The following is a 14,426-nucleotide window of genomic DNA, read 5'->3' as shown; positions in this document are numbered from 1 at the left end:
TATAGCAGCACGGCAGAACGAGTGAGACTATGGATTAGTTACCCGCAATCTTCATTTCAGATAACAAGATACCGCCGGTACGAATCGATGAGCGCAGATCAAAATCCTTACTCACGGCTTGTACGCCACGGAACATCTCTTTTAAGTTACCCGCGATAGTGATCTCTTCCACTGGATATTGGATCTCACCGTTTTCAACGTAGAAACCCGCCGCACCACGGGAATAATCGCCCGTTACCATGTTCACGCCTTGGCCCATAACTTCGGTCACAATCAAACCTGTGCCCATGTCTTTTACCAATTCGTCGAAGGTTTGGCCAGTGTGGCCGAGCGTCCAGTTATAAATACCGCCCGCATGGCCCGTGTTGGTTAAGCCTAACTTGCGCGCCGAGTAACTGGTCAGCAAATAGGTTTCTAACATGCCACGGTCAATAATGCGTCTGTCTTGGGTCGCCACGCCTTCACTGTCGTAGTTCGCGCTTGCCAATGCGCCCAGTAAATGCGGCTGCTCTTCGATATTAAACCAATCGGGGAAGATTTGGGTGTTGATCGAATCCAATAAGAAACTGGATTTACGGTATAAACTGCCGCCGCTGATCGCACCGATAAAGTGGCCGATTAACCCTGTGGCGATATCTGGCGCTAATAAAATGGGTAAACGCGTCGTCGCGATCTTGCGCGCACCGAGGCGGCTTACTGTCTTCTCGGCGGTCTTTAAACCTACGGTTTCTGGCGCAAGCATCTCGCTGAATTTACGGGCGATAGTGTAATCGTAATCCCGTTGCATATTGCCTTCGCTATCTTCACCGATCACGCTGCAACTCAAGCTATAACGCGAGCTGCAATAACCGTTTAAGAAACCGTGGCTGTTGCCATACACTTTAACCGCAGTGTGAGCATTGGCACTGGCGCCGTCGGAATTATTGATACGTGGATCGGCATCGAGCGCCGCAGTTTCGGCGCGGATTGCCAGTTGCGCTAACTCATCGGGGGAAATATCTTGTGGATAATACAGTTGAAGATCGCGGATCTGATTTGCCATCAAGGCTTTATCGGCAAGGCCACTGAATGGATCCGGAGAAGTATAACGGGCGATATCGTCGGCCGCTTTCACCGCGAGTGCAATGGCCTCTGAACTTAAATCCGACGTCGATGAACTGCCCTTGCAACCATCGCGGTAAACCGTAATTCCTAAGGCACCATCTTTATTAAATTCAACGGTTTCAACTTCTTTTAAACGGGTAGAAACCGACAAACCTTGTTGTTTACTGATCGCCACTTCGGCAGCGTTCGTTCCTAATTTGTTGGCATATTCCAGCGCCACGGCCACCGCATCTTTCAGCGCGCCCAATTCACTATCGATTCTGTTCAAAGACACAAAGCTACTCTTTCGTTGTCGGCAATGGCCGTAGCATAACAAACACAAATCCCATTCACATTAATTATTCGCGGCTGACTTAGGCTTGAGAGCGTATCCTATACCCAAACAACCTGAAGATGCAGGATTCAGCGGGAGTTTAACGCACTTTAGGCAAGGCGGTTATTTGCAGACCTAGCGGGCTAAGTTAAAAATAACCAACACAGCATAAAGTGCGTTAAAACCCGCCGGGACGGAGCGCCTAGGGCACTCCACTTCCGTGTTGCATCAATTCAAAAGGTGGCCGACATTCTGTCATTGATGCGCCTTGAATTGGAGCACCCTAGGCGCTCTGAAACTCGTATCTTCAGGTAGCTTGGGTATTAACACATTCACCTAGGCGATTTTTGGCTAGAGATGTTATTATTAGCCAGTAAATTACTTGAGGTTTTATCTATATGAAGATTGTTGGTGATTCAGAACATTTTAAACAGCCCTACGACATAGATGAAGATTATGTCAGCAGCAAAACAACGGACAAGCGTGATAGCGAAGCCGTGCAAAAAGTCGGTATGGAGCTTGTTTCACTGAGCAAGACTCAGCTAGATAAAATCGAGCTGGATGAGTTTTTGTACGACGCTATCCTGCAAACACGCAAAATCAAGGTCAATACTGAGGCGTATCGTCGCCACATGCAGTATATCGGCAAATTGATGCGTAATTTTGATATTGAGCCAATCAAGGCTTCACTCGCTATCGTGTTGAATAAAAACAACAACGAGACCGCTAAGTTACAAATGTTCGAAAAAATGCGTGAACGCTTACTCACCCAAGGTGATGATGAGATTCAAACTGTCGTCGAGCATTATCCGCAATTAGACAGACAAAAACTGCGTACTTTGGTGCGTCAAGCCACCAAAGAACTAGCCAAAAGCCCAGAATCAAAATCATCTAAAGAGCTGTTTAAATATCTACGCAGCGAAATCCAAGACTAATTAACTTCAGCCCCACAAGGATGTTGCTTATGCGACTTAGCAAAACGTTATGTAGCCTAGCTTTGCTTTTTATTGGACTATTTGGACTCGGGGCCTGTAACGGCCCTGCGGACGAAGATAACGGTGGCACAGATGCCACTGACGGTATCTATAAACTGTCTATCGACTTTAAGACCTTATCGGGTTCTGAATGCGGCAGTGTTACTTCACTCCAAAGTTTTCCTAAAGACACAGGCTTTTGCGCAGTCGCGAAGTTAAAGAAAGGCTCAGCTACAGTGAGCAATCAGAAAGTCGATTTTACGACAGACCTTGGTGTATTAACACCTAATAGCAAACTAACAGACAGTAACGGTGAAGCCATTATTATCGTTAGTAATCCTGATTTACTTGTCAATGCAGGGATAATTACTGCAACGACAACCCCAAATGATTCCACAACGGCGCTAACAGCTACCCGCAATTTTGAGTTTTTAAGTGCTAGCGATGGTACTTCTCCTGCTGCACCTAAACTCAGCGCCAGTATTTTAAGCAGCTCAGCCTTAGTCACTCGCTTTAAAGTCGATGAGGCGGTGCAATTACAAGCCATATTGCTCGATAGCGAAAGCAAAGGTATCGAAGGCGCTAAAGTCACCTTTACTGCAGGTTCAGCGGCGCTCAATCCAACCAGTGCGCTGACCAACACTCAAGGTATTGCGCAGGTACCCTATACGCCAAGTGCAACTGAATTAGGGGCAAATGCCTTAACGGTCACTGTGGACTATCAAGGTCAATCGCTGCAAACCAGCAGTTTGTATGAAGTGTTGAGTAAAGATGCCGTCAACCAAGAAGGCACGCTAAAACTCGGGTCATTCAATGGCGCAGTCTTTACCGAAGGTCAATTGGCGAGCACCTTAACGGCCGATGCCAATGGCAAATATAAAATCAGCGCAGGCGGTAGTTTTGGTGTAAGTGCAAGTTTAGTATTAGAGGCCAATGACGGCACGGTTACGCGAGTACAAACACCCTCATCCATCAGCTTTAGCTCAGATTGCACCACAAACAATAGCGCCACACTCGATACCCCAGTTACAACCTTATCGGGTAATGCGGGCTCGACCTTCCAAGACACAAGTTGCAGTGGCAACAGTGAACGTAGCGACCAAACCATCGCCACAACCGTAGCTGGCAATCAGACGTTAACGGCAAATTTCCCATTCACACTGCAACGCCAAACCCTTGCCAGCTTAAGTTTTGAGTCGGCCGAGCCCGCCCAAATTCGCATTAAAGGTGCGGGCGGCACAGGTGCAAGCGAATCCTCTTTAGTTAGCTTCAAAGTCACCAGCGCCAATGGCCAACCCGCAGCGCAACAGAATGTCAGCTTTACCTTGGATACGGTTGTCGGTGGTTTAAGTTTTGCCAATGGCACTGCGAATGCGCAAAGCCTGACTAACTCCCAAGGTATCGCCAGTGTGCGCGTATTATCCGGCACAGTACCCACGCCTGTGCGCGTGGTCGCCACTGCTGTTGATACTGATACTAAAGAAGTCATCACTAGCCAATCTGAACAGTTAACCGTGAATACTGGTCTACCTCAACAACTTGGATTTAGTTTAGCGACGAGTAATGCCAACCCTGAAGCGGGTAATATTGATGGTGAGAAAGTCACAGTGACCGCTAGACTGTCTGACAGTTTTGGCAACCCTGCGCCAAATGACACAACAGTTAACTTTACCAGTGAAGGCGGCCAAATAGAGCCAAGCTGCTTAACCCAAAATGGTGTCTGCAGTGTGACTTGGACATCAAGCGATCCAAGACCTCAAGACCATCGCATAACAGTATTAGCCTACGCTTTAGGTCACGAAACCTTTTTCGACACCAATGGTAACAACCAATTTGATTCGGCCGATGGTGGTGCAATTCTAAAAGCCTGCTTAATGAATGGCGCCCCCGTTGCCTGTCGTGGTAACGGCCTAGATGTAGAAACATTCCACAACTCAGGTTTTAGCGATTTGCCGACAGCCTTTCGCGATGATAACGAAAACTTCGCCTATGATAGTGGTGAACGCTATTTCGATAACCTCGCTAGCAACACCTACAAAGGTGCCGATGGCAAGTTTAACGGTCCTCAATGTCAAGGCGCGCTCTGTGGGACAGGACAAGCCAATAAAACTTACGTCCGTAAAGCTGTCGTGATGATAATGTCTGGCTCGAAAGCGTATTTCACACTGTGGCAAGATGGTGTCAAAGTATATGAAGATCACCAAGGTCAAAATATTCTTAACAATCTTGATTCGTTAACGGCCATACCAGCTGGGCAAACATCCAAATTTATCGTAAAACTCTACGATAGTGCCGATCAAATTATGCCCTCTAGTACAACGCTTAATGTAGATGCAGATAAAGGGGAATTACTGTCAACGCCTTATACTGTGCCTAAAACGAATGATGCTAATGCAAGTATGGCGGACTTTTACCTCAAAAATACTGAAACCGCTAGCAGCCAAGTGGTACTAACTGTGAATACACCAAGTGGCGTTGAAACCTTGCTTAAGTTCAATGTGTTGCTGCAATAATAACGAACTGATATATAACAAAAGACCCGCGAATGCGGGTCTTTTTATTGAAGATTTTATTAGAGGATTACAACTCACGGCCCTTAGATCTACTACACATCTTTAGTTATAGCTGTGCATCTATGAGCCATGACACTCACTAATTTTATAGCTCTACTGCACGGCGTAAACGGAAACTCCGTAAAGCCAAATACAATGCTCCCACTGCCGCCCATATAAGCCCCAGCTCTAATGATTGTGGCTCTAAGTTTGCCCAAAGCACGCCAATAGTGCCGGCGCCACACAATGGCAAGACTAAGTATTGTAAGTGGTCTCTAAAAGATTTATTACGTCGATCCCTTAGGTAAAACTGCACAATCACGGATAAGTTCACGAAGGTGAACGCCACTAAAGCGCCAAAATTCACTAAGGCTAAGGCCATTTCCAAATCAAATGAGACGGCAGACAGCGCAAGCGCCCCCACCAACAAGACATTAAATGCAGGGGTTCGCCATCTAGGATGGATATAAGCAAACCCTTTACGTGGCAACATATTATCCCGCCCCATCACATATAAAATCCGTGCAACCCCAGCATGGGCAGCCATACCGGATGCCAATACGGCAACAGTGGTCGCCACTAATACGATGGACTGGAATAGATTACCACCCACATAGAGTGCAATTTCAGGCAATACCGCATCAAGCTGTTGAAAGCGGGAAATATCGGGGAAATAGAGCTGCAAAAAATAAGACACGCCAACAAAAATCACGCCACCGAGCAAAGCCGTCAACACAATCGCGCGAGGGATAACACGTTGAGCATCTTTAGTTTCTTCAGTCAGTGAACTTAACCCGTCAAAGCCGAGGAAGGAGAAACACAGAATCGTCGCCCCTGTGAATAATGGCGCCATCGCCATATTATCGGCATAAAATGGTCGCACACTCGCGACGACACCTTCGCCTTCACCGAGGGAAATGCTATAGGCCATTAGACCAATGAACACCACAATAATGGCGATCTGTGCAAACACTATCACCCCATTAAAGTTCGCGACGAGATCAATCCCCTTGAGATTAAGCAAGGTCATTATGGTCACAAGAGCGAAAATAAAGATCCAAGGTTCGACGCTGGGAAACATGGCGGTTAAATAGATTTTTGCGAGCAACATATTGATCATTGGCATAAACATATAGTCCAGCAGCGATGACCAACCCACCATAAAACCAACATTCGGGCTAAAGGTTTTTTGAGCATAAGTGTAGGCTGAACCCGCATAGGGATATTTACGAACCAAATGACCGTAACTAAACGCGGTAAATAAAATCCCCGCCAATGCGAATAGATAAGACGTAGCCACATGGCCAGAGGTGATCTCGGAAACAATACCAAAGGTATCAAAAACGGCCATCGGCGTGAGATAGGCAAGCCCCATCACCACCACTTGCCATAAGTTGAGGGTCTGCTTCAAACCCAGATTTTGTTGGCTCATCAGCACACCCTCATTGTACAGGGTTGAACACCTAAGCACGCATCTGCAATTAGTTTTTGCTTGCGGCTAACCGTCTGTACTCTCGGTTTAATGGCTAACGCAACGACTTGATTTACAACAACTACCGACAATCCGGTACACAACAGCCCCATTGGTCTTTCCTCAGTAAAATAGGTTCAACTGAACCTCATATCATTTCCGGATGTTTACCGGCCTCAATTGTTTTAAAACACATACGCCATAAATAAAAAATAACCGAGATACTGAGTATCTCGGTTATTTTTTCGGCGCGCATTCTCCCCCAAAACCAACAAGAAGACAACCCAATAAAAATATTAAGTGATCCGCAATCTGTGATGGCTTAGTGAAAAACGACAGAATCCAAGTACAAGACTTGATATCAGCTCACGATCCTTAATCTGCTTTAATCAGAACCAATATCTCCCTTTGTCGATACATTAGAAGAATCACCAGCAGCACTGCGCAGCAAGGTTTGTAATTGTTGTAGCTCGAGTCTGATGGCTTTCAACTCCTCGTGCATTTGTCTTTGTTCCTGCTCCAAGACTTGTTTGTCCTGCTCACGCTCTAATGCATGCTCTTCGTCACTGAAGGTTTGCATGGTATTGACGATAATCGCAATAAACAAATTTAGCATAGTGAAAGTAGCCACCAGAATAAATGGCACGAAAAATACCCAAGCATAAGGGTAAACTTCCATCACTGGCCGCGAAATTCCCATAGACCAGCTTTCAAGCGTCATTATTTGAAATAGGGTATAAAACGAACCAGCAATGGTGCCAAACCATTCCGGAAACGTACCCCCAAAGATTTTGGTGGCGATCACCGCAAACACATAATAAATCAACAGTAATACCGTGGCGATCGATGCCAATCCTGGAAGTGATCCCAACAGAGCTGACACGACCCGTTTCATTGATGGCACAATTGTTAACACTCTCAGCACCCGCAACACCCGTAGCGAACGCAGTACAGCCAGAGGCCCAGATGCAGGGATCAGTGCAATCACTATCACGGTAAAATCGAACACACTCCAAGGGTCTTTAAAAAATTCCCCCCTGTAGGCATAAATCCGTAGCAATAACTCCACGACAAATACACTCAGCAGCACCTTATCAAGACTCATCAACAAAGTACCGTATTGCGCCATCAGGCTGGCTGAGGTCTCCATACCTAACTGCACCGCGTTGATTAAAATCAATGTCAAAATAAAATGACCAAACCAGTTTTGCTCAACCAAGCTAATCACTCTTGCCTGCAAACCCGTTGGTGCGTTAAGTAAAGATGTACTCATGTCGACTCCTATAATCACAATTGCGGCGATTGTAGCGAGTGCGCTTTCAGATGCCCAGTTTTTACGGTGGGTTAAATAACAACAGGGTTAAATGCAGTGGATTGAGCAAGATTTGGATAATATGAACAGCAACTTTTATGAGGGGGTGGGTAAAACGTCATAACGTCCTCAGTAAACGATTAACACTCGCCAATAAATATAAATCTAAGGTATCGCTAAAAACTAATGGGTATCAATCAGCAACAACTTCGTTCTTCGCTTAATCCCCAACATCGCTAGGCCGAAAAAGACCGCAAATAAGCCCCAGAGTTGCAGCCATTTTGGCATCACACTCGCCCAACTTGCGCCCATTTGATTGAGCTCTAGCATACCCATAATCGCGGGTACGGCCGGAATAAACTGTGAGCCGAGTACTAAAGGCTCTGGGATCAGCGCTATCGGCCACACAAAACCTGACACGAATAGAATAGGCATAGAGATCAGCAGTAGCACTTGGGTGGGTAAATCGCGGCGGGTGAATAAGGTGCTCATGGCAACACCTGCGGCGGCGGTAGCCAGTAAAAACGGCAATAACCACAGCGCAACTAAGCCAAGGCTCGCTTGAATACTCACGTTATACCAGTGATAACAATAGCCCACATAAAAGCTGGTAAAGAAGATATAAATCAACATGAAAGCAAGAATACGACCACAGACTAATTGCACCGGTGACACCTGCTGCCAATACCCTTTATGCCGCCATTGCCCAGCCCCTAAAATGCCAGTACCTATGAGTAAGGTTTGGTGCAAAATCAGCAAGAACAGTCCAGGTACCACATAGGGCGTATAACCTAGGCTCTGGTTAAAGGCAGGCACACTGTTAAGATGAAGCGAGTTTAAACTCTCTTGGGCCTGCTTAGGATTTTGTCCTTGAGCAAGCATGCCAATCAATTGCACTTGCTTACCCGCATCCATTCCTGCGCTAACTAAGCCTTCAACAACCGCGGAATAAATCAAAAAGTAACTAGCATCACCGCCATAGCTTAGCGTCACACCTTTACCGAGCAATAAATCGCGGCGGAATCCTTCAGGGATCACGAGTAAGCCGTGGGCCTTACGCGTCTCAATAAATCGCTTCGCCTCGGTAATCGAACCGACTTGGCCTATGACTTGAATTTTTGCGCTGGCATCGGCATGACGGATCAATTGACGGCTTAGGGAAGAATGATCTAAGTCCACCACGATCAGTTGTTGCTCAGTCGGCACTTGATTCAGATAGGGCAAAGGATACAAAACCGAATAAAACAGTACACCGCCAAATAAGGTCACTGCGATCGCTTTATCGCTAATAATAGCCTTAAACTCAGTGAGGATCAGTCGCCACAGACTGAGCTGACGTGGTGTGTTTGCGTGTTCGCTATTGGATAAATTCATCCTATTGCCCCTTCGCAGATATAGCTGCGTCCGAGTCATAAACCGTCACTGAAGCATTGGTGTTAACTGTGATAGGCAGTAATTTACGCGACAGGAAATATATCAAAGGTATCAGACAGATAAAGCCCCAATAGCTAGTGATTTGGCTCGCAACACTTGGCCAAGTAGCGCCATAACTCACGATACTAACATGGGACTCAATATAATGGCTCGATGGCATGATAAGTCGCCACCACTGGGCTAATTGCGGCATTTCGTGAGTCGGAAAAGTAATGCCCATAAAGGCAAACGCTGGCGCAAATAAAGCGGTACAAAAGCTGATGACCCGCGCACTGTCACGCATCACTACAAATATTAATAACACTAAGCTCCAGACTGCCAATAACATGACTAATTGCGCGAGCAATAATAGGGCTAAACTCCCCCCCATCGGCAGAGCAAGATACAAATACAGCCAAGCTAAAATAAAGCCGCCCTGCAGCATCAATATCGGCGTAAACAGCACCATTTTCGCCCACACTTTAGGCCAAAAATGTTCAGTTAAGATATTCGACATGCCATCGGCCTGAGTGGTAGGCGCTAAATGCAGCTCTCGATTTAAACTGTTTGCCATCACTAACATAGATAACAACTGCCACAGCGCAATCAGCACTGGCGGTACTAAGAAACCTATGTAGTTGTTATTTCGGTTAAACAGGGCTGTAGTTTGGCTTTTGACTGGGCTTAAATTCACTGCAACTTGGGATTTTGGTGTACCATTTGCGAGCTGCTTTAAACCCGCGACTTGCTGTAATCCGTCGCCTAAACTCAGCTGAATTTGGCTTGAGAGTAACTTACCCACCAGCAAAAATTGACTGTTGTAGCGCACATCAATTGTAGGCTTATGGCCTGTAAGTAAATCCTTTTTCATATCATAGGGAAAAACCACAATCGCGTAGACTTTCGCCTGTTGCATCGCGCTTATCGCCGAGGATAAGTCGGTAAAACTTTGCGGATCGGTAACTGGGTTTGCCTTAAGCTGACGGGTCAACATGCGGCTCAATTGACTATGATCTTGGTCAACAATCGCCACGGGCAGTTGCCTTGGCAGACCTGCACTGAACAACCACCATAAGCATAAAATCCCCAGTAGTGGAATATAACTTATCAGCGCTAACTGCCAAGGGTCATGCCATAGGGCACGCAGCTCACGACGAACTAACGCTGTGAGCAACGCCATAAAGCTTATGCTCGATGGCTGTGATTCGCCCTTAATCTTGTCCGCCGCGTTGGCGTGAGGCGTACGTTCAGTCACGACTTTTACTCACTACGCAGCAGCACAGACATGCCGACACGCAGATCGGTAATCGGCTGGTTTGGACGCAATTCCACTTCAAAGGTTCGCATATCAAAATCATGGCCACTTTCGGTCGAACGCCAAGTGGCAAACTCACCCATCACACTGATATGGGACACAGTAAAATCCACATCCTGCCCAAGTGCCGGAATCGTTAATTGAATTGTTTGACCTTTTTTGAAACGTTTAAGTTGGTCTTCTCGCACTTGGAACACGGCCCAAGCATCCTGCATATCAATCAGGCTCACAATCGGAAAACCACTGGGAGCCAATTCACCCGCCTGTAACAGCACGTCGCTGATCTCACCCGATTTAGGTGCGCGCATTTGGCTATCTTCCATAATGGCGCTAACTTCTTTCACTGCACCTTCAGCCTTACGGGCATTACCTGCAGCAGCCACTTTGGTTTCCGCCCGCGCACCTTCCTCGGCCATTTGGTACATGGCTAAGGCCGCTTGTTCTGTGTATTTTGCCGCTTGCCATTGGGTAAAGGCTTCATCGCGTTTTTGTCTTGCCGCCACACCTTCGTTAAATAAGTTTTCGACTCGGGTATAGGTGGTTTTAGCGAGCGTTGCCGCCGCCTGCGCCTTGAGCCATTGCTCCTTGGCTGCCATCACTTCTTGACTGCGAGCACCGTTGTTGGCTTCTAGCTGCATCGCCTTAGCGGCATCACGGCCACCTTCGGCCTGCATTAACTTTGCATCTAGCTCAGGACTGCGGATCGCAAATAATAAATCCCCTTGGGCAACACTATCACCGCGGCGCACGAGCACTTGCTCGACTCTGCCTGGCACCTTGGACGAAACATTGTACTCACGGGCTTCAATCTGGCCCTGCAACAAACTCGGCTGCGGGCTATAAGCGAGCTTGAGTCCATAGGCTAAGATAAGGCCTAATGCGACCAACGCCACAAGGGCAAGTATTCTGTTAGCGCGCATTGTTTGTCTCCTGCACTTGGGTAGGGGCTGTGGTACGACCGATAAATTCATCTAGTTGACCACTGATGGCCATTAATCTGGCATAGGCTTGCACGTAACGATAACGGGCAGCCAATTGCTGAGTTTTCACTGCGCTCAGTTTCAGCTCCGCATCGACTCTGTCGATAGAGGTTGAAAGCCCTTGATTAAAGGCGATGTCACGTAGGCGCAGGTTTTCAATAGCAAGTTCGAGCGAAGTATCGAGCGCCGTCACTTCTTCCTCGGCCTGTAATAATTGGCGATAGCTTTGATCCACCAGCAGGCTCAAGTCTTGTTTAGTTTGTGCCTTGGTATAACGAGCTTGTAAGAGTGCACTTTTCGCCGCTTCGACCTTACCGCTACGACCATCGCGACTGATCAGTGGCACATTGACCCCAACCCCAACCATCCAGTCAGGTGTGATGCTCGTCAAGAGTGTGTCTTCTTCATACAAGGTGTAGTTACCGAAGAGGAAAACCGTTGGATGGTATTTACCTTTTTCCAACGCTATTAAACCGTTCGCTTGCGTTTCTTTCGCTTCGAGCAATTTGAGCGCCGGATGTTGGCTCAGGGTAATTTGGCTGAGTTGAGCGAATGAAGGAGCCTGTGGCAGTACAAATAAGGGAGAATTTGTGCTCACCTGACTTTGCTGTAGCATACGTGCCAGCGCAATCACTGCCATTTCGTGTTGCCGACGAGCACTGCCTAAATTGACTTTAGCATTGTCTAGGGCGACCTGCGCATTGAGGCGCTCGACCTTAGCAATTTGCCCTTCGCGCTCTAGTGCTAAAGCATGATCAACATGCTTAGCTAACGAGCCAACCAGATCAGTCTGAGTATTCACCAATGCCAACGTCACATCGACAGCGTAATATCTATCCACCAGCAGGGTAAATAAATCACGCGTTGCCAATTGTAATTCTTGTTGCTTCTCGGCCACCATAGCCGCGTGTATACCTTGAGCCGCAGTGATCTGTCCGCCCGTATAAATCGGCCACATTGCCTGTAAGCTGGCGCTAAAAATATCTTGCTCACTTAAGGGCAGCGGCGGAATACCCGCAATAATGCCGCCAAGCGATGGCGGGATAGAAACCACAGAATTTAATTCTTTCAGATCAAACTCAATCGGTTTATCCAAATGAATATAGTTACCGCGAATGTCTAATGAGGGAAAATTTAAGCTCTCGCCCGCCTCTTGTTCACCCTTAGCGCGGTTAACTTCCTGCGATTGCGCTTGCAACTTGTCGCTCACCTTCAGCACTTGCTGCCAAGCATCAGTAAAGCTAATCGGCTGGGCATAGCCAGCCAAAGGCAATGATAATAGGCACAGCCATACCACACGTGATAGTTTCATTAACACCTCTAGAGTAGTTACTCTAATTTCCTTTGCGAATGATAACATTCATGATGGGTAGCGACTAGAACCCATAGACGTAAGGTTCTAGGTTTTATGCTGTTCCGCCCACGGTGAGCTTATCGAGTTTTAGGGTCGGTTGACCCACACCCACAGGCACACTTTGACCATCTTTACCACAAACGCCCACACCTTGATCTAAAGCCATATCGTTACCGACCATAGAAATCTGGCTCATAGCCTCAGGGCCATTACCGATTAAAGTAGCACCCTTAATGGCTTGAGTAACTTCACCATTTTCAATCAAATAGGCTTCGGATGCTGAGAACACAAACTTACCCGAAGTGATATCAACTTGACCACCGCCAAAGTTAGGGGCGTAAATACCCTTCTTCACTGACTTAATAATCTCACTGGGATCTGACTCACCGGCCGTCATATAAGTATTGGTCATACGTGGCATAGGCAAATGCGCGTAGGATTCACGGCGGCCGTTACCCGTTGGCGCAACACCCATTAAGCGAGCATTGAGTTTGTCTTGGATGTAACCCTTTAAAATACCGTCTTCAATCAATACGGTTCTTTGGGTTTGTACACCTTCATCGTCGATACTCAGTGAACCACGACGATTAGGCAAGGTGCCATCGTCGACCACAGTCACTAACTTAGACGCAACTTGCTGACCAACCTTGCCGCTAAAGGCACTGCTGCCTTTACGGTTAAAGTCGCCTTCCAAACCATGTCCAACCGCTTCGTGGAGCAATACACCGGGCCAGCCATTACCTAACACCACTGGCATTTCACCCGCTGGTGCATCGATGGCGTTAAGGTTAACTTGCGCTTGACGCACGGCTTCGCGGGCAAAGGCGAAACACATAGGTAAACCCGTGTCATCGCTTGCCATTAAAACACCGTAGTCATGACGACCACCACCACCGGCGCCACCACGTTCACGTTTACCGTTTTCTTCCAAAATCACGCTACAGTTAAAACGCACCAGAGGACGGATATCGGCCGCAAGAGTGCCATCACTCGCAGCAACGAGGATTTCTTCGTGCACACCAGCAAGGCTAACCACCACTTGAATAATCCGGCTATCTAGACTGCGAATAAAAGCATCGGCTTCTTTCAGCAGGTTGATTTTTTTGACTTCTTCCATCGCCGCAATCGGATCTAAGCTGTCGTATAACGCCAATGCTTTTTGACGTTTAAAGGCTTGTACCTGAGTCTGCTCACCCGCACTAGCAATGCCACGGGCAGCCTGTACTGCAGCGCTTAAGGCGGCAGGAGTGATATCGTCGGCATAGGCAAAACCCGTTTTCTCACCGCTGATAGCCCGCACGCCCACACCGCGTTCAATATGGAAACTACCGTCTTTGATGATGCCGTCTTCCAGCACCCAAGATTCGTGGCGACTACCTTGAAAATAGAGATCGGAATAATCGATTTTGTGCTGATGTATGGTGTTTAGATAGGTTTGCAGGCCCTCTAACGCTAACCCATTCTTCAATAAACTTTGCTCTACTTGTGCTAAAAATGGCATCTATGCTCTCTTTGACCCCAAGGGATCTTGATATTCTGAGTGTAAATTCGGTGTACTAATTCTATGTGTTAATGCTGCGTATCGACTCAAGCGCAAATTCAGCATTTCAACTCGTCTGCTGGCTACTGGCTACTGGA

The 14,426-nt window shown here is 47.2% G+C and carries 10 protein-coding genes; 2 read left to right on the top strand and 8 right to left on the bottom strand.

Going from position 1 to position 14,426, the window contains the following annotated elements:
* Positions 1-34: 34 nt before the first annotated feature.
* Positions 35-1,378 (bottom strand): metalloprotease PmbA, encoded by a 1,344-nt coding sequence (gene pmbA, locus AAA952_RS11350; RefSeq protein WP_338257088.1) that lies wholly within the window; start codon positions 1,376-1,378, stop codon positions 35-37.
* 437 nt (positions 1,379-1,815) lie between these two features.
* Here pmbA and yjgA point away from each other — a divergent pair, with 437 nt between their 5' ends.
* Both yjgA and AAA952_RS11340 read left to right on the top strand, forming a co-directional pair.
* Positions 1,816-2,352 carry a ribosome biogenesis factor YjgA gene (gene yjgA, locus AAA952_RS11345; RefSeq protein WP_198573074.1) on the top strand — a complete coding sequence of 179 codons (537 nt, stop codon included), beginning with the start codon at positions 1,816-1,818 and terminating at the stop codon, positions 2,350-2,352.
* Positions 2,353-2,381: 29 nt separating this feature from the next.
* Positions 2,382-4,904, top strand: a complete 2,523-nt coding sequence (locus AAA952_RS11340; RefSeq protein ID WP_338257085.1) for an Ig-like domain-containing protein — start codon at positions 2,382-2,384, stop codon at positions 4,902-4,904.
* A 145-nt stretch (positions 4,905-5,049) separates the two neighbouring features.
* Here AAA952_RS11340 and AAA952_RS11335 read toward each other — a convergent pair whose 3' ends face one another.
* From AAA952_RS11335 to tldD, 7 genes are all read right to left on the bottom strand, one after another.
* Entirely contained in the window at positions 5,050-6,375 is a 1,326-nt protein-coding gene (locus AAA952_RS11335; protein ID WP_263197854.1) for an APC family permease, read from the bottom strand.
* Positions 6,376-6,799: 424 nt separating this feature from the next.
* Positions 6,800-7,687, bottom strand: a complete 888-nt coding sequence (locus tag AAA952_RS11330; RefSeq protein ID WP_338257082.1) for an ion transporter — start codon at positions 7,685-7,687, stop codon at positions 6,800-6,802.
* 222 nt (positions 7,688-7,909) lie between these two features.
* Entirely contained in the window at positions 7,910-9,100 is a 1,191-nt protein-coding gene (locus AAA952_RS11325) for an ABC transporter permease (RefSeq protein WP_219253730.1), read from the bottom strand.
* Between the two features lies 1 nt (position 9,101).
* The gene (locus tag AAA952_RS11320; RefSeq protein WP_338257139.1) at positions 9,102-10,319 is read right to left on the bottom strand and encodes an ABC transporter permease; all 1,218 of its coding nucleotides are present in this window, start codon (positions 10,317-10,319) and stop codon (positions 9,102-9,104) included.
* Between the two features lie 80 nt (positions 10,320-10,399).
* A complete protein-coding gene (locus tag AAA952_RS11315; protein WP_173247150.1) occupies positions 10,400-11,374 on the bottom strand; it encodes an HlyD family secretion protein in 975 nt (324 codons plus the stop codon).
* Positions 11,364-12,746: a TolC family protein gene (locus AAA952_RS11310; RefSeq protein WP_338257076.1), complete on the bottom strand. Its 1,383-nt coding sequence runs from the start codon at positions 12,744-12,746 to the stop codon at positions 11,364-11,366. The genes AAA952_RS11315 and AAA952_RS11310 overlap by 11 nt, the downstream gene beginning before the upstream one ends.
* Before the next feature lie 94 nt (positions 12,747-12,840).
* Positions 12,841-14,289, bottom strand: coding sequence for a metalloprotease TldD (gene tldD, locus AAA952_RS11305; RefSeq protein ID WP_105251291.1), 1,449 nt, complete (start codon positions 14,287-14,289; stop codon positions 12,841-12,843).
* Positions 14,290-14,426 lie beyond the last annotated feature (137 nt).

Source organism: Shewanella sp. M-Br (assembly GCF_036245925.1).
In the GTDB taxonomy this organism is placed as follows: domain Bacteria; phylum Pseudomonadota; class Gammaproteobacteria; order Enterobacterales; family Shewanellaceae; genus Shewanella; species Shewanella oncorhynchi.
The sequence above is the reverse complement of the archived record's forward strand: the minus strand, read 5'-3'. Positions and strand labels throughout refer to the sequence as shown.

Excerpts from the sequence above, each read along its gene's own strand:
- yjgA (WP_198573074.1), top strand. The coding sequence starts at position 1,816 with ATGAAGATTGTTGGTGATTCAGAACATTTTAAACAGCCCTACGACATA.
- AAA952_RS11340 (WP_338257085.1), top strand. The coding sequence starts at position 2,382 with ATGCGACTTAGCAAAACGTTATGTAGCCTAGCTTTGCTTTTTATTGGA.
- AAA952_RS11335 (WP_263197854.1), bottom strand. The coding sequence starts at position 6,375 with ATGAGCCAACAAAATCTGGGTTTGAAGCAGACCCTCAACTTATGGCAA.
- AAA952_RS11330 (WP_338257082.1), bottom strand. The coding sequence starts at position 7,687 with ATGAGTACATCTTTACTTAACGCACCAACGGGTTTGCAGGCAAGAGTG.
- AAA952_RS11325 (WP_219253730.1), bottom strand. The coding sequence starts at position 9,100 with ATGAATTTATCCAATAGCGAACACGCAAACACACCACGTCAGCTCAGT.
- AAA952_RS11320 (WP_338257139.1), bottom strand. The coding sequence starts at position 10,319 with ATGGCGTTGCTCACAGCGTTAGTTCGTCGTGAGCTGCGTGCCCTATGG.
- AAA952_RS11315 (WP_173247150.1), bottom strand. The coding sequence starts at position 11,374 with ATGCGCGCTAACAGAATACTTGCCCTTGTGGCGTTGGTCGCATTAGGC.
- AAA952_RS11310 (WP_338257076.1), bottom strand. The coding sequence starts at position 12,746 with ATGAAACTATCACGTGTGGTATGGCTGTGCCTATTATCATTGCCTTTG.
- tldD (WP_105251291.1), bottom strand. The coding sequence starts at position 14,289 with ATGCCATTTTTAGCACAAGTAGAGCAAAGTTTATTGAAGAATGGGTTA.